The organism is Microvirga splendida, assembly GCF_016427565.1.
GTDB lineage: Bacteria > Pseudomonadota > Alphaproteobacteria > Rhizobiales > Beijerinckiaceae > Microvirga > Microvirga splendida.
Genome location: NZ_JAELXT010000002.1, coordinates 20,877 through 44,717, shown reverse-complemented (window position 1 = coordinate 44,717; position 23,841 = coordinate 20,877). Strand labels below are relative to the sequence as shown.

At 66.8% G+C, this 23,841-nt stretch carries 19 protein-coding genes; 12 read left to right on the top strand and 7 right to left on the bottom strand.

Translation table 11 applies throughout. The annotated features are described in order from the left end of the window. The first annotated feature begins 17 nt into the window (after positions 1 to 17). The 5 genes from JAO75_RS02320 to acuI all read left to right on the top strand — a co-directional run bounded on the left by JAO75_RS02320 (position 18) and on the right by acuI (position 6,293). A complete protein-coding gene (locus JAO75_RS02320) occupies positions 18 to 863 on the top strand; it encodes a helix-turn-helix domain-containing protein (RefSeq protein ID WP_246742332.1) in 846 nt (281 codons plus the stop codon). A 138-nt stretch (positions 864 to 1,001) separates the two neighbouring features. Next, complete coding sequence (locus JAO75_RS02315; protein ID WP_343234539.1) at positions 1,002 to 2,198, top strand: cell wall hydrolase; 1,197 nt, start codon at positions 1,002 to 1,004, stop codon at positions 2,196 to 2,198. 89 nt (positions 2,199 to 2,287) lie between these two features. Then, entirely contained in the window at positions 2,288 to 3,700 is a 1,413-nt protein-coding gene (locus JAO75_RS02310) for a M10 family metallopeptidase (RefSeq protein ID WP_199046358.1), read from the top strand. Between the two features lie 132 nt (positions 3,701 to 3,832). Further along, positions 3,833 to 5,074, top strand: a complete 1,242-nt coding sequence (locus tag JAO75_RS02305; RefSeq protein ID WP_199046357.1) for an MFS transporter — start codon at positions 3,833 to 3,835, stop codon at positions 5,072 to 5,074. Positions 5,075 to 5,306: 232 nt separating this feature from the next. After that, entirely contained in the window at positions 5,307 to 6,293 is a 987-nt protein-coding gene (acuI, locus tag JAO75_RS02300) for an acrylyl-CoA reductase (NADPH) (protein ID WP_199046356.1), read from the top strand. Here acuI and JAO75_RS02295 read toward each other — a convergent pair. Further along, positions 6,290 to 7,237 carry a LysR family transcriptional regulator gene (locus JAO75_RS02295; RefSeq protein ID WP_199046355.1) on the bottom strand — a complete coding sequence of 316 codons (948 nt, stop codon included), beginning with the start codon at positions 7,235 to 7,237 and terminating at the stop codon, positions 6,290 to 6,292. The genes acuI and JAO75_RS02295 overlap by 4 nt on opposite strands. 171 nt (positions 7,238 to 7,408) lie before the next feature. Here JAO75_RS02295 and wrbA point away from each other — a divergent pair, with 171 nt between their 5' ends. Further along, on the top strand, positions 7,409 to 8,011 hold the full coding sequence (gene wrbA / locus JAO75_RS02290) for an NAD(P)H:quinone oxidoreductase (protein ID WP_199046354.1): 603 nt from the start codon (positions 7,409 to 7,411) through the stop codon (positions 8,009 to 8,011). A 134-nt stretch (positions 8,012 to 8,145) separates the two neighbouring features. On the opposite strand, the gene JAO75_RS02285 is transcribed toward wrbA, so the two are convergent. After that, a complete protein-coding gene (locus tag JAO75_RS02285; protein WP_425523142.1) occupies positions 8,146 to 9,135 on the bottom strand; it encodes an L-threonylcarbamoyladenylate synthase in 990 nt (329 codons plus the stop codon). 104 nt (positions 9,136 to 9,239) lie between these two features. Between JAO75_RS02285 and JAO75_RS02280 the strand changes: the two genes are divergently transcribed. The 4 genes from JAO75_RS02280 to JAO75_RS02265 all read left to right on the top strand — a co-directional run bounded on the left by JAO75_RS02280 (position 9,240) and on the right by JAO75_RS02265 (position 13,967). Beyond that, positions 9,240 to 11,018, top strand: coding sequence for an acyl-CoA dehydrogenase family protein (locus tag JAO75_RS02280; protein ID WP_199046353.1), 1,779 nt, complete (start codon positions 9,240 to 9,242; stop codon positions 11,016 to 11,018). 4 nt (positions 11,019 to 11,022) lie between these two features. Then, positions 11,023 to 11,871: an SDR family oxidoreductase gene (locus JAO75_RS02275; protein WP_199046351.1), complete on the top strand. Its 849-nt coding sequence runs from the start codon at positions 11,023 to 11,025 to the stop codon at positions 11,869 to 11,871. Positions 11,872 to 12,054: 183 nt separating this feature from the next. Beyond that, positions 12,055 to 13,050 carry a magnesium transporter CorA family protein gene (locus JAO75_RS02270; protein ID WP_199046349.1) on the top strand — a complete coding sequence of 332 codons (996 nt, stop codon included), beginning with the start codon at positions 12,055 to 12,057 and terminating at the stop codon, positions 13,048 to 13,050. 167 nt (positions 13,051 to 13,217) lie between these two features. Beyond that, positions 13,218 to 13,967, top strand: a complete 750-nt coding sequence (locus JAO75_RS02265; RefSeq protein ID WP_199046347.1) for an SOS response-associated peptidase — start codon at positions 13,218 to 13,220, stop codon at positions 13,965 to 13,967. Between the two features lie 120 nt (positions 13,968 to 14,087). Here JAO75_RS02265 and JAO75_RS02260 read toward each other — a convergent pair whose 3' ends face one another. The 3 genes from JAO75_RS02260 to dxs are packed head-to-tail and all read right to left on the bottom strand — an operon-like array spanning position 14,088 to position 17,982. Further along, positions 14,088 to 15,338, bottom strand: a complete 1,251-nt coding sequence (locus JAO75_RS02260) for a class I SAM-dependent RNA methyltransferase (protein ID WP_199046345.1) — start codon at positions 15,336 to 15,338, stop codon at positions 14,088 to 14,090. Further along, positions 15,331 to 16,059, bottom strand: a complete 729-nt coding sequence (locus tag JAO75_RS02255; RefSeq protein WP_199046343.1) for a TlyA family RNA methyltransferase — start codon at positions 16,057 to 16,059, stop codon at positions 15,331 to 15,333. Before JAO75_RS02255 ends, JAO75_RS02260 begins: the two co-directional genes overlap by 8 nt. Positions 16,060 to 16,074: 15 nt before the next feature. After that, on the bottom strand, positions 16,075 to 17,982 hold the full coding sequence (gene dxs / locus JAO75_RS02250) for a 1-deoxy-D-xylulose-5-phosphate synthase (protein WP_246742331.1): 1,908 nt from the start codon (positions 17,980 to 17,982) through the stop codon (positions 16,075 to 16,077). A 368-nt stretch (positions 17,983 to 18,350) separates the two neighbouring features. Between dxs and JAO75_RS02245 the strand changes: the two genes are divergently transcribed. Then, a complete protein-coding gene (locus JAO75_RS02245) occupies positions 18,351 to 19,604 on the top strand; it encodes an O-antigen ligase family protein (RefSeq protein WP_199046339.1) in 1,254 nt (417 codons plus the stop codon). Between the two features lie 9 nt (positions 19,605 to 19,613). Then, positions 19,614 to 20,816: a glycosyltransferase family 61 protein gene (locus JAO75_RS02240; protein ID WP_199046336.1), complete on the top strand. Its 1,203-nt coding sequence runs from the start codon at positions 19,614 to 19,616 to the stop codon at positions 20,814 to 20,816. 12 nt (positions 20,817 to 20,828) lie between these two features. Here JAO75_RS02240 and JAO75_RS02235 read toward each other — a convergent pair whose 3' ends face one another. Both JAO75_RS02235 and JAO75_RS02230 read right to left on the bottom strand, forming a co-directional pair. Beyond that, a complete protein-coding gene (locus JAO75_RS02235; protein WP_190844970.1) occupies positions 20,829 to 21,077 on the bottom strand; it encodes an exodeoxyribonuclease VII small subunit in 249 nt (82 codons plus the stop codon). A 35-nt stretch (positions 21,078 to 21,112) separates the two neighbouring features. Continuing rightward, a complete protein-coding gene (locus JAO75_RS02230) occupies positions 21,113 to 23,818 on the bottom strand; it encodes a DUF2339 domain-containing protein (RefSeq protein WP_199046334.1) in 2,706 nt (901 codons plus the stop codon). Positions 23,819 to 23,841 lie beyond the last annotated feature (23 nt).

Genomic DNA, 23,841 nt, shown 5'->3' with positions numbered 1-23,841 from the left:
CGCGTTATGGTGCGCTCATGAGAACCACGACCGCACCCGTGAACAGCACCCTGCCTGTGGGCGACTATCTTCGTGAATGGCGCCAGCGCCGGCGCATGAGCCAGATGGATCTGGCGTTGGAGGCCGAGATCTCCACGCGGCACCTGAGCTTCCTCGAGACCGGCCGCTCGCAGCCGAGCCGCGAGATGGTGCTGCTGCTGGCGGAAAAACTCGACATGCCCCTGCGCGAGCGCAACATCATGCTGGTCTCGGCCGGCTACGCGCCGGTCTATTCGGAGCGCTCCCTGGACGATCCGGCGCTGGCGGGCATGCGTCAGGCGGTCGATCTCGTGCTCAAGGGGCACGATCCCTATCCGGCGCTCGCCGTCGACCGGCACTGGTCGCTGGTTTCCGCCAACGACGCTCTCGTGTCGCTCATCGGCGATGTGGACCCGGCGCTGATGAAGCCCCCGGTGAACGTGCTGCGCCTGAGCATTCATCCGGCAGGCCTCGCCCGCCGCATCGTCAACTTCACCGAGTGGCGCAGCCATCTGGTCCATCGCCTGCAGCGGCAGGTGGACGCGACCGGCGACGCGGTCCTGGCCAGTTTCGTCGATGAACTGCGCGCCTATCCGACGCCCGATGCGGCGGCACGCGCTCCCAAGGAGAGCCACGATTATGCCGGCATCGTCGTGCCGCTCCAGCTCTTGACGGAAGAGGGCGTGCTGACCCTGTTCAGCACCATCACGATCTTCGGCACGCCGGTGGACGTGACCCTGTCGGAACTCGCCATCGAGGCCTTCTTCCCCGCCGACGCGGAAACCGCCGATGCCTTGCGGCGTCTGGCCGATAAGCGTCAGGCTGCCGCAGGTGCGGCCGGGTAGGGCCAATCCCGCCTTAACCACCCATCAACCTTAACCCGCGATAACTTTAAGCCATCGGAGCCCTCCTGCTGGATGCTCCGGATTGTGCTTAGTTTTTGCAGGGTGTTGCGCGTGCGTCTTCCATATCGACGGTCTCGGGTGAAATGGATCTGCGCCACCACGGCTCCCTGGGCGCTGGCGACCGGCCTGCTGATCTCGTTCACCGCCTCGGCCAGCAACGACCTCCATTCCGGCGTGAGCTTCGCCCCGCGCAGCTCCGCCGCCCGCCTTGTCGATACCGCGCTCGTGCCGCCGACCGGCGCCTCCATCGCCGACGGAAAGCTCGGGATCGAGCGCGACATCCTCCGCTCCCTGCCGCGCTATGACCTGCCGGACGAGACGGCCGATTCCGAGCCCCTAAAGGCCGACCGCAAGGCCGATGCGGGTCCCGATGCCGTCATCAACCGCTCCATGAAGGGCAACCCGCTGGTCCCCCCGCACGCGACCCTCTCCCGCCGGGCCAAGCAGCTCCGCCCCGTGCTCAACCAGGCCGGCAGCGCCCGTCTGCTCTACAGCCGCGACGAGGACCTCCTGCCGCCGACCGTGCTCATGGAAGGCCAACTCGAAGAATTCGAGATGGAGCAGGCCTTCGAGCCCTGGCAGGCGCCCGAATACACCACGACCCGGCAGGCCACCTCGGTGCAGTCGCCGGCGGCCGCGGCGGCGGGCTCGACCGGAGCCTCGGCAAGCCCGACCACGCCCATGGTGAAGCGCGCCGTCACCCTGTCCTCGGCCACGCCCGCGCCCGTCGATGCCACCCCCATGGAGATCGCCGCCGCTCCCGTGTCCCTGCAGTCGCCGCGCCTCGACCGGGGCGACGTGACGATCCTGCCGAAGAGCGACGATCCCGACCGCCCGCGCTATGCCGACCTGATCGATCCCGACAACACGAGCAAGGAACAGCGCTGCCTGGCCGAGGCGGTCTATTTCGAGGCGCGCAGCGAGCCCGTGGAAGGTCAGGCGGCGGTGGCCCAGGTGGTGCTGAACCGCGTCAAGAGCGGGCTTTATCCCTCGTCCATCTGCGGCGTGGTCTACCAGAACCGCCACCGCCATCTTGCCTGCCAGTTCACCTTCGCCTGCGAGGGCAAGGCGCTTCGCATCCGCGACACCGAGTCCTGGGACCGGGCCAGGCAGGTGGCGAGCGCCGTGCTCGAAGGCAGGACCTATCTGGCCGATGTGGGCGGGGCGACGCACTACCATGCTGACTACGTCCGCCCCTCCTGGTCGCGCCGCCTGAAGAAGATGGACGTGATCGGCCGTCATATCTTCTACAAGCTCAAGCCGGGACAGACCTGAGAAAATCCCTCGCCTGTGCGTTTCGGCACTAGGAGAAACGGCAGAGAGTCGTAAAGGCTTGAGGCTCGCGGTCTCGAGACGGGTGAATAATGGCGACGATCCGAAACGCTGTGCCGGGCTCCGGCTACGGGAATGTCTTTGTGGATTCCCTGATCTGGGGTGGAAAGGCCTGGGACACGACCGCTGAGCCGATCAAGGTCTATTTCGGCCGGAGCGGCGACTTCGCGGAAGCCAGCGCCCGCCACGGGTCGAGCGAGGTCCTGACCAGTGCGGCCCAGGCGCAGAACTGGACCGCCGCTGAGAAGGACGTGTTCGACTACGCAACCGCCGTCTACGAGAGCGTCTGCGGCCTCCGATTCGAGCTCGCCAGTTCAGCAGGCGCGGCCGATATCGTCTGGTGGAAGACGACGATCGGCGGCGACGCGCTCGGCATCCACGAACTGCCCAGCGGCGACCAGGCCTGGGGATATTTCGACCCCTCCACCACCTCATGGAGAAACATGCATTTCGGTGGCGACGGCCTCAACACCGTGCTGCATGAACTGGGGCATGGCCTGGGACTGGCGCATCCGCACGATGGCGGGGACGCGGGAGGAACCACGTTCCCCGGTGTCACCGACGCGTCTCCGACCGGCACCTACGGCCTGAACCAGGGGATCTGGACGGTCATGTCGTACAATACCGGCTGGGATCGGGCCGGCTACGACGTCACCTATGGCAACCAGGCTGGGCTCGGCGCCTTCGATATCGCGGCCCTGCAGGCTCTGTATGGAAAGAACATGGCGACGGGTGCGGGGAAAAACGTCTACACCCTGCCGACATGGAACCTGTTCACCGAGGAACAGGGGTGGTTCTGTCTCTGGGATGCGGGTGGGACGGACACGATCACGGCCGCCAATGCATCGGCCGGTGTGCAGATCGACCTGAGGGCCGCGACCTTGCGGACCGGCGACCGTAACGCGGGAGGGTTCGTCTCCCGCGAGTCGGGCGTCGCCGGCGGTTTCACGATTGCGAACGGCGTGGTGATCGAGAACGCCACGGGCGGTCGCTCCAACGACAAGCTCACCGGCAACGGCGCAGCCAATACGCTCAAGGGCAATGGCGGAAAGGACAGCCTGTACGGTGGTTCCGGAAACGACATCCTCATGGGCGGTGTGGGAAACGACATCCTGAGCGGTGGCACCGGCAGCGACGCGTTCGTCTTCAATACCAAGCCCAGCAAGGCATCCAACCTGGATCGGATCTCCGACTTCAATGCCCGCTATGACGCCATCCGCCTGGAGAACTCCGTCTTCAAGAAGATCGGTAAAAGCGGGCCTCTGAAGAGCAAGCACTTCGAGATTGGCAGCAAGGCCGGCGATGGGGACGATTATCTCGTCTACAACAAGTCCAAAGGCATCCTGTACTACGATGCCGATGGGTCGGGAAAAGCCCGGGCGGTCGAGATCGCCATACTGTCGAACAAGGCCAAGATGACTGCGGCCGATATCATCGTCATCTGAAGCCTGGACTGAAGGATCGGCGAGCGCTCATCCATCACAAAGCGTCATACCAAACGCGACAAACTTTCAATTCTGCTGATGCCCGACTCGGGCTAGGGTGCCGTCTCCGTTTCGTGCCTTGAGGCCATGCCCATGCCTGCATCGACCGTCCGCCCCCGCGTCTCCCCGGAAATCATCGTCGTCTGCGGCTGCCTCATCGCCCTGATCACGTTCGGGCCCCGGGCCTCCGCGGGGCTGTTCCAGCTTCCGATGATCACGGAATACGGCTGGGGCCGGGACACCTTCGGCTTCGCCATCGCGATCCAGAACCTCCTCTGGGGCGTCGGCCAGCCCTTCGCCGGCGCGGTGGCGGACCGGTTCGGCGCCTTCCGGGTGCTCTGCGTGGGCGCTCTGCTCTATGCCCTTGGCCTCGTGGTCATGGCCTATGCGACCACGCCCGGCGTCCTGCATATCGGCGCCGGCGTGCTCATCGGGTTCGGCCTCTCCGGCTGCTCGTTCAACCTGGTGCTCGGCGCCTTCGGCAAGATCCTGCCGGAGAAGTGGCGCCCCATGGCCTTCGGGGCGGGCACAGCGGCGGGCTCCTTCGGCCAGTTCCTGTTCCCGCCTATCGGCAACGTGCTGATCGAGTCCTTCGGCTGGCAGCACACCCTTCTGGTCTTCGCCGGTAGCGTGCTCATCGTCATGCCCCTGGCGCTGGCGCTTGCGACCCGGCCCACCGGCGATACGGCGCAGTCCGGGCCGGCGGCGGCTCCGAACCAGTCCATCGCCCAGGCCCTGTCGGAGGCCTTCAAGCATCGCTCCTATGTGCTGCTCGTGCTCGGCTTCTTTACCTGTGGCTTCCAGCTCGCCTTCATCACCGTGCATCTGCCGGCCTACCTGAAGGATGCGGGGCTCTCGGCCGCCGTCGGCGGCTGGACGCTCGCCGTGATCGGCCTTGCCAATGCGGCGGGCTCCCTGGGCTCGGGCTGGCTTTCCACCCGCATGTCGAAGCGCTGGCTGCTCGCCTGGATCTATCTCGGCCGCTCGGTGGCCATTGCCGCCTTCATCCTGATCCCGGCCACGCCCGTGACGTCGATCCTGTTCGGCATCTCCATCGGGCTGCTGTGGCTCTCCACCGTGCCGCCCACGTCCTCCCTCGTGATGCTGATGTTCGGCACGCGCTACATGGCCATGCTCTACGGCTTCGCGTTTTTCTCGCACCAAGTCGGCGGCTTCCTCGGCGTGTGGCTCGGCGGCCTGCTCTACGAGATCAACGGCAATTACAGCATGGTCTGGTGGCTCTCCGTCCTGCTCGGCCTTCTGTCGGCCCTGATCAACCTGCCGATCAAGGAGCAGCCGGTCGATCGCGCTCCGGCCCTGCAGCCGGCGGAATAAGAGCATCTAACCACCAACCCACCTCATCCTGGGGACCCGCGCAGCGGCGTCTCGAAGGAGCGTCCAGTGCATGCTGGAGACGCCTCGTCCTTCGAGACGCTACGCTCCTCAGGATGAGGCTCAGGTTGGCTTTATGAGGCATCTGAAGCCCCTCAGTGCTGCGAAGGGATGATTCCTCGGCGCTTGCCCTGATCCTCCGCCGCGCCACAAATGGGTGCGGGGAGGAATCGGCATGAGCGCATTCAAGGCTATGGTCATCGACAAGACGGAGGCCGGTCAGAATGTCGGCATCCGCGCCTTCGACGAGGCGGATCTGATGGACGGCGACGTGACCGTCCGCGTCTCGCATTCGACCCTGAACTACAAGGATGGCTTAGCGCTCACCGGCAAGGCCCCGGTGGTGCGGCGCTTCCCGATGATCCCCGGCGTCGATCTCGCGGGCACGGTGGAAGCCTCGTCGAATTCCGATTTCAAGCCCGGCGACGCCGTCGTGCTCAATGGCTGGGGTCTGGGCGAGACGCATCTGGGCGCCTATGCCGAGAAGGTGCGCGTGAAGGGTGACTGGCTCATCCCGCTGCCCGAAGGACTTTCAGCCAAGCAGGCCATGGCGGTCGGCACGGCGGGCTATACGGCGATGCTCTGCCTGATGGCCCTGGAGCGGCACGGCCTGAATCCCGATCGCGGTCCGGCCATCGTCACGGGCGCGGTCGGCGGCGTGGGCTCGGTGGCGGTGGCGCTCCTCGCCAAGGCGGGGTGGCACGTGATCGCCTCCACGGGGAGGCCCGAGGAAGCCGATTACCTGAAGGGCCTCGGCGCGTCCGAGATCCTCGACCGCAGCGAACTCGCCGGTCCCGCAAAGCCGCTCGCCAAGGAGCGCTGGGCGGCGGGCGTCGACACGGTCGGGTCCACGACGCTCGCCAATGTCCTGTCCATGACGAAGTATGGCGGCGCCGTCGCGGCCTGCGGGCTTGCGGGCGGGATGGACCTGCCCAGCACCGTCGCGCCCTTCATCCTGCGCAACGTGTCCCTGCTCGGCGTCGATTCGGTGATGGCCCCCAAGGCGCTGCGGCTGGAAGCCTGGAGCCGCATCGCCCGCGAGCTCGATCACGACAAGCTCGCCGCCATGACCACGACGATCCCGCTCGACGGGGTGCTGGAGGCAGGCCGCGAGATCGTGGCCGGGCGGATCAAGGGCCGGGTGGTGGTGGAGATCGGTTAGCTCGCTTCGCTGAGCACGGCGGCTTTGGCTCCGCCCCCTTCGATCCGCTTCTTCTGCTTGGCGATCTCGGTGGCCATGAAGTCCATGAAGGCCCGCACCCGGGCGGACTGGCGCAGGTCCGGATGGGTGAGGAGCCACAGGCCGGCCGCGAAATTCGCATCGATGTCCGACAGCCGCACGAGGTTGGGGCTCGCATCGGCGATGAAGCAGGGCAGGGGGCCGATGCCCGTTCCGGCCTCCACCGCCTCGGAGAGGCCGAGCACCGTGTTGACCTTGTAGACGATGTTCTCCGCAGCCACGTGCTCGCGCACGAAGCGGGCGACCTTCAGGGTCGCCAGGTTGTCCCCCAGCGCAACCCAGTGCCGGTCGAAGAGATCGGCCAGGGCGACATCCTCCGGCCCCTGGACATCGGGAAAGTCCGCCTTCCGGCCATAGATCGCCCAGGCAATGGTCGCCACCCGCCGTCCCACCAGGGTCTCGGGCGGGTCGTCGGTCGCGCGGATCGCCACGTCCGCGTCGCGCTTCGACAGGTTCAGGGCCTGGTTGGCGAGAACCACGTCGAGCCGCATCTCGGGGCATGCCGTGATGAAGCGGGCGAAGATCGGCGTCAGCAGGTGGACGAGCAGGGTGTCGTTGGTGGTGACGCGCAGTTCACCGGCGGGCGCGACGGCCTGGCCCACCAGCTTGCGGGTGAAGGCGGTGACGTTCTCGTCCATCTGCTCGGCCAGCGCCATCATTTCCTCGCCGGCCGTGGTGAGCACGTAGCCGGTCCGATGCCGCTCGAAGAGCTTGACCCCGAGGCTCTCCTCCATCTGGCCGAGCCGTCGGAACACCGTCGAATGATTGACCCCGAGGCGCTCGGCGGCGCCGGCGAGGCCATTGGCCTCTGCGATGATCTTCACGAGCCGGAAATCGTCCCAGTCGAGATGCTGCTGTTTGGCCATGGGTTTGCATTCACGCAAGAGAACCCCTGCATATCTAGCACTGGTTTTGCAGGGAAGAAAGCTTATCCTCCTGAGCGTCATCAATCGCAGACCGGCGCGGGTCCTGCCGCTCGTCGAGAGGGGCTTGGGAAGGGTCCGGCCTGCGTCTCAATCCAATGCATCGGAGTTCCAATGACCAAGGTTCTGGTTCTGTATTATTCGTCCTGGGGGCATATCGAGCAGATGGCCTATGCGGCGGCCGAAGGCGCCCGCGAGGCCGGCGCCGAGGTCGTGGTGAAGCGCGTGCCGGAGCTCGTGCCCGAGGCCGTGGCCCAGGCGGCTCACTACAAGACCGACCAGAAGGCGCCCATCGCCACGGTCGAGGAGCTGCCCGAATACGACGCCATCATCTTCGGCACGCCGACCCGCTACGGCACCATGACGGCCCAGATGAAGAACTTCCTCGACCAGACCGGCGCCCTCTGGGCTAAGGGCGCGCTCATCGGCAAGGTCGGCTCGGTCTTCACCTCCACGGCCACCCAGCACGGCGGTCAGGAAGCCACCATCCTCACCACGCTGCCCGTGCTCCTGCACCACGGCATGGTGTTGGTCGGCCTGCCTTACTCCTTCGCAGGGCAGTCGGGCGTCGACCAGATCCGCGGCGGCTCGCCCTACGGCGCCTCCACGATCGCCGGCGGAGACGGCTCGCGCCAGCCGACCGAGATCGACCTCGACGGCGCCCGCTTCCAGGGCCGTCACGTGGCCCAGATCGCCGCGAAGCTGGCCGCGAAGTAAGGCCTCTCTCTCACGTCATGGCCGGGCTTGTCCCGGCCATCCCGATGCTGTGAGGCTCGGCACTCTTCCAGTCGAGATCACCGGCACAAGGCCGGTGATGACACGCTGTGTTTCAGTATGTCCGTGGGAACGAACTACCGCTCCGCCGCAGCGCGCCTCAGGCGGTCGGTGATGGCCTCGCCCAAGCCCGTCTCCGGGATCGGGCTCACGGCAATGGTCGCGGCCCCCGAGGCGTCGAGCTGCCTCAGATAGGAAAACAGATGAGCGGCGGCCTCCACGAGGTCGCCGTTTTTGCTGAGGTTCAGGGCGATACGCGCCGTCTCGGTGCCCACCGGAGCCTTCTCACCGAACAGCAGGACCGCTTCATCCGCCTCGACGCGTGCCGCATTCAGGCGCACCTTTGCGCGGGGCGCGTAATGCGACGCCAGCATTCCTGGCGCGAGCGGGCTCTTGCCGCCTTCCGGCCCGCCCTCCAGCCTCATCCCGATCAGCGTCTCGATAGCCTCACGGGGAATGCCGCCAGGCCGCAGCAGGCGGGGCGTGCCACTGATGCACGCCACGATGGTCGATTCGACGCCGACCTGCGACGGTCCCCCGTCGAGCACCGCATCGATGCGCCCGTCGAGATCGCCCAGCACATGATCCGCATCCGTGGGGCTCACGCGCCCCGAACGGTTGGCCGAGGGCGCGGCGACCGGGCGGCCGATCTTCTGCAGCAGCGCATGGGCGAGAGGATGGGCCGGCACGCGCAGGCCCACGCTGTCGAGCCCGGCGCGGGCGAGGTCCGAAATCGTGCAGCCGGGCGCCACCGGCACCACGAGGGTCAGCGGCCCGGGCCAGAAGGCTTCGGCGAGGCGCCGGGCCGTCTCGTCGAACACGCCCTGTTCTTGAGCGGACTCGAAGCTGTCCAGGTGGGAGATCAGCGGGTTGAAGCTCGGGCGCTCCTTGGCGGCATAGATGCCGGCGACGGCCTGTGCATCCGTGGCGTCGGCGCCGAGGCCGTAGACCGTTTCCGTCGGGAAGGCCACGAGCCCGCCCCGCCGCAGGATCTCCGCCGCGTCTGCAAGGCCGGCCTCATTGGCCGTCAGACGCTGCGTTTGGCGCATTGACCCGCGATCGTTCACGTCTAAACTATCCTTCGCCCGGGGAGCATTGAACTTCCTGGGGGGTTTAACGGCGCACCGAAGCGCGTCAACATCAAAAGCCCATCCTGCTGAGAGGAATTGCCATGACCTATCGCGCGCCCGTGCCGGACATCGTCTTCACCATGAGGCACGTGGCCGGCCTCGACCGCGCCGTGGCCGACGGGGTTTATGGCGACCTGTCCGTCGATCTGGCCGAGACGATCCTGGACGAGGCGGGCCGCTTCGCCAACGACGTCATCGCGCCCCTCAACCGCGAGGGCGACAAGCATGGCGCGGTCCTCAAGGACGGCGTCGTGACCACGGCCCCCGGCTGGAAGGAGGCCTACAAGGCGTGGTCGGAAGCTGGGTGGAACGCGCTTCCAGGTCCGGTGGAATATGGCGGACAGGGGCTGCCGACGCTCCTCAACTCGGCCTGCGTCGAGATGTGGAACGCCGCCTCCATGGCCTTCGGGATCGGACCCGTGCTCACCATGGGTGCCATCGAGGCGCTGGTCCAGCACGGTTCCGACGATCTTAAGGGCCGCTACCTCGAAAAGCTCGTCTCCGGCGAGTGGACCGCCACCATGAACCTCACGGAGCCTCACGCGGGCTCCGATCTCGCGGCCCTGCGCTCGCGCGCCGAGCCCGCGGGCGACGGCACGTACAAGGTCACCGGCCAAAAGATCTTCATCACCTACGGCGAGCACGACCTCACCGACAACATCATTCATCTCGTGCTCGCGCGCCTGCCGGATGCGCCGGCCGGCACCCGCGGCATCTCGCTGTTCCTCGTGCCGAAGTTCCTGCCTGACGGCACGCGCAACGACGTGCGCTGCCATTCCATCGAGCACAAGCTCGGCATCCATGCCTCGCCCACCTGCACCATGATCTTCGGCGACAATGGCGGCGCGGTCGGCTGGCTCGTCGGAGAAGAAAACCGCGGCCTCAATTGCATGTTCACGATGATGAACAACGCCCGCCTCGCGGTCGGCCTGCAGGGCGTGGCCATTGCCGAGCGCGCCTACCAGCAGGCGCTCGGCTACGCCAACGAGCGCAAGCAGGGTCGCGCCATTGGAGCGGTCGAGGGCATGAGCCCCATCGCCGTGCATCCGGACGTGCAGCGCAATCTGCTGACCATGAAGGCACTGACCGCTGCCGCGCGCGCCATCTGCTACATGACCGCGGAAGCCATCGACCGCGCGCATCTCGAGGAGGATCCTGCGCGACGGAAGAAGGCGCATGAGCGCGCCTCGCTGCTGACCCCGGTGGCGAAGGCCTTCTCCACCGATATCGGCATGGAGGTGGCCTCCATCGGCGTGCAGGTGCATGGCGGCATGGGCTTCATCGAGGAGACCGGCGCGGCGCAGCATTTCCGCGATGCGCGCATCGCGCCGATCTACGAGGGCACCAACGGCATCCAGGCCATCGACCTCGTCACCCGCAAGCTGCCGCTCTCCGGCGGCGAGACCGTGCGGGCGCAGATCGCTGCCATGCGCGCCACCGTCGCGCGCCTGCTGAAGGAGAGCACGCCGGCCTTCGGCGCGACCGCGCCGCGCCTGCGCGATGCGGTCGAGAGCCTGGACCGGGCGACGAGCCACATGCTGCAGTCCCTGTCCTCAAACGCGCAAGGCGAGGCGCTGGCCGGGGCGTCGCCGTATCTTCGACTCTTCGCCCTCGCGCAGGGCGGCGCGGCGCTCGCCGAGATGGCGCTGGCTGCCAATGCGCAGGCCTCTGCGGGCGATGGCGATCCGGCGCATGCCGGCCGCATCGCGCTCTGCCGCTTCTTTGCCGAAAACATCGCCGTCGGCGCGAAGGGGCTTGAGGAAACGGTGATGAACGGTGCAGGCTTCCTGCAGGACGCAACCCTGGCACTCGCGAGCTGATCCCATGAGCCTTAAAGGTAAAACCCTCTTCATCACCGGCGCCTCGCGGGGCATCGGCCTTGCCATCGGGTTGCGCGCGGCGAAGGACGGCGCAAACGTGGTCATCGCGGCGAAGACCGCCGAGCCGCATCCCAAGCTCCCCGGCACGATCTACACGGCCGCCGAGGAGATCGAGGCGGCGGGCGGCAAGGCGCTGCCGCTGGTGGTCGACGTGCGCGACGAGGAGGCGGTGAAGGGTGCGATCGCAAACACGGTCGAGACCTTCGGCGGCCTCGACATCGTGGTCAACAATGCGAGCGCCATCAGCCTGACGCCCACCTCGATCACCGATATGAAGCGCTTCGATCTGATGCACCAGATCAACACGCGCGGCACCTTCATGGTGTCGAAGTATGCCATTCCGCATCTCGAAAAAGCCGAGAACCCGCACATCCTCATGCTCTCGCCGCCGCTCGACATGCAGGAGAAGTGGTTTGCGCCGCATGTGGCGTATTCGCTCGCGAAATACGGGATGAGCATCTGCGTGCTGGGACTGGCTGGCGAGCTGCGGCCCAAGGGCATTGCGGTGAACGCCCTCTGGCCGAGGACGACCATCGCCACGAGTGCGGTCAGGAACATGCTCGGCGGGGATGAGATCGTGCAGGCAAGCCGCACGCCCGAGATCCTGGCTGACGCGGCTTATGCGGTCTTCCAGAAGCCCTCGAGAAGTTTCTCGGGCCACTTCCTCATCGACGATGTCTTTCTGCACGGTGAGGGCGTGACGGATTTCGAGAAGTACCGCGTGGATCCATCCAAATCGCTGATACCCGACTTCTTTGTGCCCGACGACACGCCGCCTCTGTCATCGCTCTGACAAACACTTCGGCTCTTGATCCACTCGCTCGCCGTGTCATCCCCGGCGAGCCTTTAGGCGAGGGAAGGGGATCCATAGCGCTGAGCATGATTGTGGATCCCCTTCCCCTTCGCTACGCTCCGGCCGGGGATGACAAGGGCCTCCCGGTCCGAAAATACATATTGCCGAGGGGCGAGAACGCGCATGATTTTGATCCACAGGCCAACACAGGCGACGGGACTGGCAGGTCAGTCCCTCGACCGCTACGTCCTGCCGCCGGGAACGCCCATTCCCGGCGATGCCCTGTGGATCGACCTGATCGAACCGACTCGCGAGGAGGACAAGCTCGTCGAGGCCCATCTCAACATCGAGATCCCGACCCGGGAGGAGATGGCCGATATCGAGCCGTCCGAGATCCTCTACCACGAGAACAACGCGCGCTACATGACCGTGCGCGTCCTGTGCAGCTCCGAGACCGACACGCCGAAGCTCATCGACGTGTCGTTCATCCTCACTGAGAAGGCGCTCGTGACCGTGCGCTACGGCGAGCCGCGCTCGTTCAGCATGTTCATGGCCCGTGCCGGGAAGCCCGGAGGGTGCCGGCATCAGCCGGAGGCCGTGCTCGACGGGCTCGTGGAGACCATCATCGACCGCGCGGCCGAAATTCTCGGCACCGTGGGTTCGCGCATCGACCGCCTGTCGCAGGCGATTTTCGAGAACGAGCGACAGGGGGCCAAGCGCGCGGCGTCCTACCGCGCTGCCCTGAAATCCATCGGCCGCAAGGGCGACATCATCTCCAATGTGCGCGAGAGCATGGTGTCGGTGGAGCGCATGCTGCTGTTCCTCTCGGCCAGCATGCCCCGGCCGCAGAAGACCGCGGGCTACCAGGCGGAGTGGCGCACGGCCCTGCGCGACGTGCAGTCCATCGAGGAGCACGCGACGTTTCTCTCCAACAAGATCCAGTTCCTGCTCGACGCCACGCTCGGCCTCGTCACCATCGAGCAGAACGACATCATCAAGATCTTCTCGGTCATGTCCGTGATCTTCCTGCCGCCGACCCTGGTCTCGTCCGTCTACGGCATGAACTTCGAGATCATGCCGGAACTCCAGTGGGACTACGGCTATCTATGGGCGATAGGACTCATCGTTCTTGCCGCCGCGCTGCCCTACCTCTTCTTCCGCTGGAAGCGCTGGCTGTGAGGTTTTGAGAAAAACTCTACATGAGCCCTCATCCTGAGGAGGTCGCGTCAGTGACCGTCTCGAAGGATCAGGGCGTTTCCAGTGCCCTCTGGACGATCCTTCGAGACGCAGACTGCGTCTGCTCCTCAGGATGAGGTCGAGAAGGATAAACCTTTGGAGAAACCGCCATGTGCGGGCGCTATGCGATCACCCTGCCTCCCGACACCTACCGGGAGTTCTACGGCTATTCGGAGCAACCGAACTTTCCTGCGCGCTACAACGTGGCGCCCACCCAGCCGGTGCCCATCGTGCTGGAGGATCGGGGCGAGCGGCGTTTCATGCTGGTGCGCTGGGGCTTCCTGCCGTCCTGGGTCAAGGACCCGAAGGACTTTCCGCTGGTCATCAATGCCCGGGGCGAAACGCTGGAGACGAAGCCGACCTTCAGGAATGCCCTGAAGCGCCGCCGCTGCATCTTTCTCGCGGACGGTTTCTACGAGTGGCGGCGGGAGGGGCGTGAGAAAACACCGTTCCTGATCCGCCCGCGCGACCGCAGGCCGATGCCTCTTGCCGGATTGTGGGAAACCTACAGCAGCCCGGACGGGGCTGAGATCGACACCGCCGCCATCGTCACCACGGACGCCAACGGCACCCTGTCCGCCGTGCACGACCGCATGCCGGTGATCCTGTCGCCCGATGACATCGGAGCCTGGCTCGACGTGCGCGACGAGCGCGCCGACGTGATGCGCCTCGTGCGGCCATGCCCGGACGAGTGGCTCGACATGGTGCCGGTCTCGAGCCGCGTCAACAAGGTGGAGAACGACGATCCGGGACTGCTGGAGCCTCTGTCAAAGCCGGAGCCCGCGCCGGTCAAGGCGACGAAGCCCAAGGCCAAGAAGCCGCTCTCCAGCGACGAGGACGAGCAGGGGAGCTTGTTTTAGTCTGTCCCGTTGATGTCATCCCCGGGGAGCCGCAGGCGAGGGAAGGGGATCCACCCACACGCTCAGTGCTATGGATTCCCTTCCCCTCCGCTGCGCTCCGGCCGGGAATGATACTCCCAATTACCGCCGCTTCTTCGCAACATCCCGGCGCAGGATGCCGACGACTTCGAGATGCGGCGAGTGCTTGAACTGATCGACGGGAACCACGCGCTCCAGCCGGTAGCCGCTGGCGATCAGGATGGCCGCATCGCGGGCGAAGGTGGCCGGGTCGCAGGAGACGCTGACCACGAGCGGGACCTTCGACACGGCGATCTGCTTCACCTGTGCCTCCGCACCGGCGCGAGGCGGATCGAGCACCACTGCGTCGAAGGCGTTCAGTTCCGGCGTGAGCAGCGGCCGGCGGAAGAGATCGCGCGCTTCCGTCGAGATCCGGCGAAGACCCGGCGTGGCGCGGAACGCCTTGTCGAGCGCCGCCATCGAACCCTTGTCGAACTCGACCGCATGCACCTCCGCCTTCTCCGCAAGGCGCATGGAGAAGGGTCCCGATCCGGCAAACAGATCGGCCACGCGCTTGGCCTTCGCGCAGGCCTCCGTCACGAGTCCGGCGAGAACCTCCTCGCCGAGGCGCGTCGCCTGCAGGAACGAGCCGGCTGGCGGCACCACGGAGGCGCGGCCCATGAGGATCGCGGGCGGGCGGCGCTCGACGACCACGTCGCCGTGGATCGACAGGCGCGAGAGATCGAGCCTGCTCGCAAGGTCGATGAGGCTCAGGCGTTCCGCATCCTTCATCGGTCCGTGACCGCGCACATCCACGTCGAACCCGGTCTGCGTCTGCGTGATCTGGATGTCGAGCGGCTTGCGCGGGCCCTTGAGATGCTCGCCGATCGCGCGGGCGATGCCTGGCGCCTGCTCCTTCAGGCCGGGCTCCGCGATGGGACAGAAGGCGATCTCGACGATTTGGTGGCTGCGCGGGGCCATGTAGCCCACATGCATGGCGCGGTCGGGAAAGCGCACGTGCAGCGTCACGCGCCGGCGGCCCTCGCCATGGGCATCCACCAGCGGCGCGATGGGCGCCTCGATCCGCGCCTGCCGCAGGGTGTATGCGAGGATCTCCTGCTTCCAGGTCTGATAGAAGCCGTGCTGCATATGCTGCGTGGCGCAGCCGCCGCACGCATCGAAGTAAGGGCAGAACGGCGTCTCGCGCTCGGGCGAAGGAACATCGACGCTCACAAGCCGCGCGTGCGATCCGTCGCGCTCCACCGTCACGTTCTCGCCCGGCAGCACCTTCGGCACGAAGACCGGGCCGGATTCCGTGTCCGCAACGCCGTCGGCTTTCGCGCCGAGGCGCTTGATGATGACCTGTTCAGCCAAGGCGGGCTCCCAACAAAAACTCACGGTTTCCGTCCCCGCCCTCGATGGGCGAGGGGACGAGCCCGATAACCTCGAAACCGAGCGACGCGACGAAGGCCGTCATATCCTCGCAGACCGCGCGATGCACGGCCTCATCGCGCACGATGCCCTTCTTCACGTGATCGCGCCCGGCCTCGAATTGCGGCTTCACGAGCACGGCCAGTTCGGCGCGCGGCTTCAGCAGGGCGACAGCCGCCGGCAGAACGAGCTTGAGCGAGATGAAGCTCACGTCGGAGACGAGAAGATCCGCCTTCTGCGGAACGAGCTCGTCGTTCAGCGCGCGGGCATCCGTCCCTTCCAGATTGGTCACGCGCGCATGGCCGGCGATGGTGGGATGGAGCTGGCCGTGGCCGACATCCACCGCATACACATGCGCGGCGCCGCGCGTGAGCAGCACGTCCGTGAAGCCTCCCGTGGAGGCCCCGACATCGAGGCAGATCTTGTCCTTGGGGTCGATGCGGAAAGCATCGAGCGCGGCCGCGAGCTTCACCCCGCCGCGGGAGACGTAAGGATGCGGCTGCTCGGCCGTGATCACGGCCTCCGCTGGGACCGCATCCGATGCCTTCTTGATCACTGCGCCGTTCACGGTGACGAGACCGGCGGAAATCGCCTCCTGGGCCCGGGCGCGGCTTGCGAAGAAGCCGCGCTCGACCAGAACCACATCGGCGCGCTTGCGGGTCATGGGAGACTCAGGCGATTACGCCCGCACCTTGCGGGTCTCTTCCTTCCCGAGCGCCTCGAACACCCGCGTCACGATGCCGGCCGCGTCGAGTCCGGCCTTGGCATACATGCGCTCCGGCTTGTCCTGGTCCTGGTAGGTGTCGGGCAGGACCGTGGAGCGCACTTTCAGGGTGCCACGGTCCAGCGCTCCCTTGTCCGCGAGGAGCTGGAGCACATAGGAGCCGAAGCCGCCGACGGAGCCTTCCTCGATGGTGATCAGCACCTCGTGGTCGCGGGCAAGGCGCAGGATCAGCTCCTCGTCGAGGGGCTTGGCAAAGCGGGCATCGGCCACCGTGGTGGAGAGGCCGCGCGCCTCCAGCTCTTCGGCCGCCTTCAGGGCCTCGCCAAGGCGCGTGCCGAGGGACAGGAGGGCGATGCGGCTGCCTTCCTTCACCACACGGCCTTTGCCGATGGCGAGCGGCACGCCCTGTTCGGGCATGTCGACGCCCACGCCTTCGCCGCGCGGATAGCGGAAGGCGATGGGGCCTGCATCGTAGGCTGCGGCGGTCGCCACCATGTGGACGAGTTCCGCCTCGTCGGCCGCCGCCATCACCACCATGTTCGGCAGGCAGCCGAGATAGGCGATGTCGAAGGATCCCGCATGGGTCGGCCCGTCCGCGCCGACGAGGCCGGCTCGGTCGAGGGCGAAGCGCACGGGCAGGTTCTGGATCGCCACGTCGTGCACGACCTGGTCGTAGGCGCGCTGCAGGAAGGTGGAATAGATGGCGCAGAACGGCTTGTAGCCTTCCGTGGCCATGCCGGCCGCGAACGTCACCGCATGCTGCTCGGCGATGCCGACATCGAAGGTGCGGGTCGGGAATTCCTTGCCGAAGAGATCGACGCCCGTGCCGGTGGGCATGGCGGCCGTGACGGCCACGATCTTGTCGTCGCGCCGCGCCTCCGCGATCAGGCTCTCGCCGAAGACCCTGGTGTAGGCGGGCGCATTGGCCTTCGCCTTGGTCTGGGCGCCCGTCACCACGTCGAAGGTGACGACGCCGTGGTACTTGTCGGCCGCTTCCTCGGCGGGCGCATAGCCCTTGCCCTTCTTCGTCACCACGTGGACGAGGATCGGGCCGGTCTCGGAATCGCGCACGTTCTTCAGGATCGGCAGCAGGTGGTCGAGGTTGTGGCCGTCGATGGGGCCCACATAATAGAAGCCCAGCTCCTCGAACATGGTGCCGCCGGTCCAGAAGCCGCGGGCGAATTCCTCGGCGCGCTGTGCCTTCTCGTAGATGAACTTCGGGAGCTTCCTGGCCAGCTGCTTGGCGGTCTCGCGCAGGCCCCGATAGGCGCCGCCGGAGACGAGGCGAGCGAGATAGGACGACATGGCGCCGGTGGGCGGCGCAATCGACATGTCGTTGTCGTTGAGGATGACGATGAGGCGCGAATGCATGGCGCCGGCATTGTTCATGGCCTCATAGGCCATGCCGGCCGACATGGCGCCGTCGCCGATCACGGCGATCACGTTGTTCTTGCCGCCCTCGAGATCCCGCGCCACGGCCATGCCGAGGCCCGCCGAGATCGACGTGGAGGAATGGGCCGCGCCGAAGGGGTCGTATTCGCTCTCCTGGCGCTTGGTGAAGCCCGACAGGCCGTCCGCCTGGCGGAGCGTCCGGATCCGGTCGCGCCGTCCGGTCAGGATCTTATGGGGATAGGCCTGGTGGCCCACGTCCCAGATCAGCCGGTCGCGGGGGGTGTCGAAGACGTAGTGCAGCGCCACCGTGAGCTCGACCACGCCCAGTCCCGCTCCGAGGTGTCCGCCCGTGACGGAAACCGCGCTGATCGTCTCCGTCCGCAGCTCATCCGCCACCTGGCGGAGCTGGCTCTCGGGCAGCTGGCGCAGATCGTCGGGGGTCTTGAGGGTGTCGAGGAGGGGTGTGGACAACGTTTTACTCGCCAAGCTTCGACCGGAGGTCAGACAAAGGAGATAGGGGCTTAACGGGGGAGGGTCAAATCGGAAACCTTGTCCCATCCCTGCGGGCAGACGGGTCACCCACCCGCCCAGGTCGAGGCAACCTGTCGCACCGTGCGTGAACGGAGCCGGCAAATTCCTCAATCCTGCCAGACTCCGATAAGGGAGCGCATGCTTTCCAAGGGGCCAGGCGCCCGTTGAGGTTCGAAAGCCTCTGCGTCTTTCCTTTCCGGCCGCCACCGGATCACACTTGGTTGAAAACGCGGAATCGAAATGGTAGACGGCGAGCGTTCCCGAAATATTGTTCCTGCCTCCTACACGGGCAGAGTCCGCCGGCTTCTATGACCTTCGACCTTTCACGCCTGACCTCGCCGGCCTCCCTGATCCGCAAGCAGGTTGCGGAGCATGGCCGCGTTCATGTGTGGAGCGTGGCGGCTTTCGTCCTGTTCGTCGTTGCCATCTTCTTCGCCAGGGGCGGCAAGGCTCCGGGTCTCTCCGTTTCCCCCATCTTCCTCGGCGCGGGGCTGGCATTCGCCAGCGGGGTGGCCGCGGAGACGTTCCGGAAAAACCTGTGGCTCTGGCTCTCGCTCGGCTTCCTGCTGGCGTGGCAGGCAGCTGGCGCCCTGTTCGGGGACATGCCGCGGCCGGGCTCCGACTTTCTCAAGATCGGATTGCTGGCCGCGTTCTTCCTGTTCGTCGCGCAGACGTCCCAGGTCCTGAGCACCAGACGAATCCTCTGGATCATTGCGGGCGTCGGCGCGGCCAGCGCCTTCCTGTCGATCGTCGTTCATGTTCTGAGAGAACCCGATATCCTGGACCGCATGATCCCCCTCGGACGGGGCGGCAATCCCATTCCCGGTGCGGGAGCGCTCGCCAGTGCCCTGATCGCCACGGTCGCCCTGTGGATGGACGAGGAGGGCAGGAGCCGGAGGAGCACGGCCATCCTCCTGATGCTGGCGGTGCCATTGGTGGCCGCCCTCCTGCTGACCCAAAGCCGCGGGCCGCTCGTTGCCCTTGGCCTGGCCTTGCCGCTCGCCGTCCTGATCGACCGGCGCGGCATGCTCATCGTGCTCGCGGTCTGCCTGGCGTGCTGGCTTCTCGTGACGGGCCTCGTCGTCTTCGAGCCGAGCATCAAGGCCATGATCTGCGGCAGCGAGACTGATTGGTGCCGTCCCTCAAACCGCAATGCGGTATGGGAACTGGTTCGCGACCAGATCGAGCGTCATCCCATCCTGGGCAGCGGACCGGACTTCCGGTTTCCCTATGAGTGGCTGAGCCATGCCCATAACGGGCTTTTCGGCATTGCCCTGTATTTCGGCCTCGTCGGGCTTGCAGCATCCGCCCTCATGGCTGCAGGCTATGCCCGGTGCCTGAGCCGCGGGACGGACGATACCCTGCGCTTCTTCGGCTTGGCTTCGCTCATCTTCACGTTCGGCTATATGGGGGCCGACCTGCCGAATCCCTTCGCGTTCTTCAACACGCACTACCTCTTCATGTGGTTCCCTATCCTGCTCGTCTTGGCGCGCGATAGGTTCTCGTTCAACGTCAAGGCGGTGCCTGCGCGGTCCATGCCAGGCGTCGCCCAGCGGATTTAGCGGATCGCGATGGCCCGACACCATACCGCCCTTCGCCGGGCCTTCGACCTGAAGCCCATCGCGTTCCGCGTCATGAAGGGGCTCACGGGCTCCAGTCCGATGCTGCGGAAGGCCGTCTCGTTCTTCCCCGATTTCGGCTGGCCTGATGAGCGCAAGGTCAGGCTCCTCGAGGACAGCGTTCACCCGTTCCGCCTGATGCAGAGCCGCTACGACCGGCAGCGCGGCTTCGTCAGCCAGCACAATGTCGACGTGATGAAGCCAGCCTGCCGGTTCACGGACCAGAACTCCGCTCACCGGGTGGTTGCCCTGCTCTCAGACATCCTGGTTCCGGGCCACACTCTGACGCCCGTCGATGCGGCCACGGGACGGCAGCTGTCGTTCGACACGAATGCGGACAGCAACTGGAACTTCGCCCATCCGGCTCCTGCCGCGTTCCGGACGCGCCGGGTGGGCGGGATCGTTGCCGCGATCCCCCCTTACTCCCATTACGGCCATCTGCTCACCGATGTCCTGATGCCCCTGTGCCATGCGCTCGACAGGGGCGCGGTGGCTCCAGGCGAAACCCTCACCCTGGCCACGGCACGCTCGGTCAATCCGCTGGTCATGAGCTTCATCGAGGGCCTGCGCCGCAAGGGCCTCTCCATCGACCATGTGAGGCTCGCGCCCTGGGAGCGGATCGAGGCGGATTCCTACCTCTACGCGCGCACCCATTGCAGCAACATCGAGAGGCTTTTCGCGACGCCCGAGGCGATCGGGTTCGCCCGCTCGGTCTTCGAGGCCGCATACCGGGAGCGCAAGCTCCCCGAGCCTGCACCACGGATCTACCTCACCCGGGGCGAGACGCGCCTGCGCCGGGTGGATGGGGAAGCCGCCCTCATGGAGGGGCTGCGCCAGCGCGGGTTCCAGATCGTCCAGGCATCCTGGTCGAACCACCACGAGCAGATGCAGTGGTTCGGCGAAGCTCAGATCGTCATGGGAGTCCACGGGGCGGGCCTTGCCAACATCCTCTGGGCCCAGCGCCAGCCTCTGCTCATCGAGCTGATGGCGCAGAACGGGCGCAAGAGCACCGGCCTGCATTGGGCCGCCGAGGCCGGGGCCGACTACGAGCCGGTGACCGGCGGAGCCGAGGGACAGAAGCAGGCCTTCGCCATCGATCCCGATGCCGTGCTCCGGGAGGTCGACGCGGCCATCGAGCGGAGCCGCGCCGCCTGATCCTTCGCTGACTTAGTTATCCACGTCCAGCGGGGCCGTGCCCGAGGCGGCGCCATCGGGCCCGATGGTGATCTTCTCGATCCGGGCCTCGGCCTTCTTCAGCAGTTGCTCGCAATGCTTCTTCAGGGCCTCGCCGCGCTCATAGATCGCAATCGAATCCTCCAGGGGCACGTCGCCGCGCTCGAGGCGCCGCACGATCTCCTCGAGCTCGGCCAGGGCCTTCTCGAAGGGGAGGGTCTTGATGGAGGCGGTGTCGGTCATGCGGCTGTCCGTCAAATTATCTGCTTGGGGCAATATCACACTGGGATTGCGGCATTGCCGGGTCGATGGGCGAGGAGTCTCTGATAGACGAGACCGATGCCGATGAGAACAAGGCCGAGGGCAATAAATGACAGGGCGCGCATGACGCCCTCCAGATTGGCCAGGTCGACGATGAACACCTTCAGCACCGCCAGCACGAGATAGGCCGCCGAGGCGAGACGCGCAAAGCGGTTGTTGCGGATGAGACCCAGGCCGAGGAGCAGGATGCCCGTGACCAGCAGGGCAACCGAGTAGGCCCATTGCTCGCCCTGGGTGAAGCCGCGCCAGAGGGCCAGCTCCGGCCCGGCAAAGAGCCGCCGGATCTCCAGACCCACATAGGCGGAGAACAGGAGCAGGCTCAAGATCGCCGAGGACAGGCTGTAGAAGCGGGGGCGGGCCCGCCGCTCGACAAGAGCCAGTCCTGCGGCCAGAAGGGAGGGCAGCAGATAGGCCAGGGTCAGGGCATTGAACACCGGCCCGCCCAAGATTGCATCGTCCGTCAGCAGCGGGTTCTCGACGAGGAGGAGTCCTCCGGCGCAAAGCGTCAGGGACAGAGCCTTGAAGATGAGCGAGCCCCAGCGATAGACCGGGTCTCCGCGCCTCAGGTCCAGGCGCGTCAGGAGGATGGCGAAGACGAGGCTCTCCGTTGCGATCAGTCCAACCTCAAGGAGATCCGTCGTGAGTGCCATCGGATCTCCGGCCCGGAGGGCATGGCGGATCTCGAAGAAAACCAGAAAGGCCGCAAAGACGATGCCCAGGCTCTCGGTCAGTTGGACGATCCTGTCGCGGCCGGAGCGCTCCAGCAGCCGGCTCGCCGCGAGAAACGCCACGGCTGGGACGCCGTAGCCCCAGAGCAGCCAGTTGATCAGGATCGGGCCGGGATCGCCGTCCACGATGGTCGGGTTGGCGATCAGCCGCCCCAGGACGATCAACCCGATGGCGCCGACGGCGTAGCGCAGGGCGGGCAGGCTCGTCCGCTCGGAAACCCAGGCCGTGCCTAAGGCCGTCAGGGCGAAGGCCACCGTCAGCATGCCCTTGTCGAAGGCGAAGGTCAGGCCGAGGGCAAGCGCCGCCAGAGCGGCCGAGGCCGCGGCCCCGAGGGCCAGCCGGATCGGAGCGCCTTCCACGCCGTCCCGGCGGCTGAGCCAGCGGGTGGCGGCGATGAAGGCCAAGGCCAGTCCGCCGGCGATGAGGGCAAAGGACAGGCTCCGCTCCAGGGCTGCAACCCGCCAATAGGCCGCCACGAGAGCCAGAAGCGGGCCGATGGTGGCGGCTCCCGCGTACCAGGCGGCCGCAGAGAGGCGTAGGTCCGGTGAGCGCGCCAGCCGGACGAGGGCGCCGCCGGCGATGGCCGCGGAAGCAAGGAGCGCGAGGCCGAGATAGACTTCGAGCGCGTACGGCCGCACGGCGAAGAGATCGCCGCTCTGGTAGAAGAGGTTTTCAGGAACCCCGCCGAGATCGGCCCGGATGGGCCAGATCAGGAGAGCGCCGAACGTGGTCAGGGCCGCCCAGGCGGCAGCCGGGGCCGCCGGGGCGAAGCGGATGCCCGTCGCCAGCAGGACGAGCGCGATGGCGGCAACGAAGACCGCGCGCCCGTCGCCCGCCGCAACCGTGCCCGACACCGCGACAGCGGCCACCGCGAAGGCCAAGAGGACGCCACTGGCGGCCCGGTCGATCCCGCTCTCGGCATCGGGGATTGCACGGTAAGGCAGAACCACCAGGAAGAGGGCTGCCAGGCCGGCCTGGAGCACCAGATGCATCATGGCCGGCAGGGCATCCTGCGCGTCCAGGATGAAGATCAGGAGCGTCCAGATCAGCACGCCGATTGCCGCCGCGAGCGCCAGCCAGCGCCACAGGCGCAGGCGCGCGACCCCGTAGGCGGGCAGCACCACGAAGGCGAGGTAGATCACGAGCGCCCAGGGCTGGGGCTCGTCCGACGAGACGAGGAGCGGGCTTCCCATGGCGCCGAGTAGGCCGAGAGCGGCCAGGACCGGGCCGTGCAGGGTGGACGCGACCATGGTGAGGACCGCGATCAGGCCCAAGGTTACGAAGGCGGCGGCCGGGCCGATCAGGCCGTAGAGTGCGTAGGCCGCATAGGCGGCCGCAAAGGCCCCGCAGGTTCCCGCCGCCGTCAGGATGCTGGGCACGTTCGCGTCGGGAACGCCGGGCAGGGCGATGCTGCTCTCCCGCCGGCGCAGCCATTCGCCGGCTCCGATGAGCGCGAGGGCGAAGAGTCCGCCGAGCGCGATCCGGGTGGCAGGGCTCAGCAGGTTCTGCTCGATGGAGTAGCGGACGAGGAAGATGCCCCCGAGGGCGAGAGCCACGCCGCCGACCCAGACGGCCCAGCGAGAGCCGAGAGTTTCTTCGAAGTCCCGGCCCCGAGGAGCTGGCTGCGGGGCTGGCGGCTGAATGGCCGGGACCGATCCGGCCGACTGCGGCGCCTCGGCTTCCGGCTCCGGGAGCAAGTCCGGTGCCGGAGCCTCTGTGGCAGGAGCTTCCGGCACGGGTGCTGGGTCCTGCTGCTCCGCCGGGGAGGTTGCCGGTCCCGCCTGTGCCCGGGCCAGCCGCAACTCGCTCTCCAGGGTCGCGACGCGTCCCTGCAGGAGCGTCAGCTTGCTGCGGGCCGAGAGGCCGAGAACAAGGCCCGCGATGGCACAGACCGGAATGCTGAGGGCCAGCAGGACGAGGAAGGGGATCTCCAAGGGACGGCCTCAGTGTTCGCGAC

Excerpts from the sequence above, each read along its gene's own strand:
- wrbA (WP_199046354.1), top strand. The coding sequence starts at position 7,409 with ATGACCAAGGTTCTGGTTCTGTATTATTCGTCCTGGGGGCATATCGAG.
- acuI (WP_199046356.1), top strand. The coding sequence starts at position 5,307 with ATGAGCGCATTCAAGGCTATGGTCATCGACAAGACGGAGGCCGGTCAG.
- JAO75_RS02305 (WP_199046357.1), top strand. The coding sequence starts at position 3,833 with ATGCCTGCATCGACCGTCCGCCCCCGCGTCTCCCCGGAAATCATCGTC.
- JAO75_RS02310 (WP_199046358.1), top strand. The coding sequence starts at position 2,288 with ATGGCGACGATCCGAAACGCTGTGCCGGGCTCCGGCTACGGGAATGTC.
- JAO75_RS02240 (WP_199046336.1), top strand. The coding sequence starts at position 19,614 with ATGGCCCGACACCATACCGCCCTTCGCCGGGCCTTCGACCTGAAGCCC.
- JAO75_RS02275 (WP_199046351.1), top strand. The coding sequence starts at position 11,023 with ATGAGCCTTAAAGGTAAAACCCTCTTCATCACCGGCGCCTCGCGGGGC.
- JAO75_RS02270 (WP_199046349.1), top strand. The coding sequence starts at position 12,055 with ATGATTTTGATCCACAGGCCAACACAGGCGACGGGACTGGCAGGTCAG.
- JAO75_RS02255 (WP_199046343.1), bottom strand. The coding sequence starts at position 16,059 with ATGACCCGCAAGCGCGCCGATGTGGTTCTGGTCGAGCGCGGCTTCTTC.
- JAO75_RS02245 (WP_199046339.1), top strand. The coding sequence starts at position 18,351 with ATGACCTTCGACCTTTCACGCCTGACCTCGCCGGCCTCCCTGATCCGC.
- JAO75_RS02280 (WP_199046353.1), top strand. The coding sequence starts at position 9,240 with ATGACCTATCGCGCGCCCGTGCCGGACATCGTCTTCACCATGAGGCAC.
- JAO75_RS02235 (WP_190844970.1), bottom strand. The coding sequence starts at position 21,077 with ATGACCGACACCGCCTCCATCAAGACCCTCCCCTTCGAGAAGGCCCTG.
- JAO75_RS02320 (WP_246742332.1), top strand. The coding sequence starts at position 18 with ATGAGAACCACGACCGCACCCGTGAACAGCACCCTGCCTGTGGGCGAC.
- JAO75_RS02265 (WP_199046347.1), top strand. The coding sequence starts at position 13,218 with ATGTGCGGGCGCTATGCGATCACCCTGCCTCCCGACACCTACCGGGAG.
- JAO75_RS02295 (WP_199046355.1), bottom strand. The coding sequence starts at position 7,237 with ATGGCCAAACAGCAGCATCTCGACTGGGACGATTTCCGGCTCGTGAAG.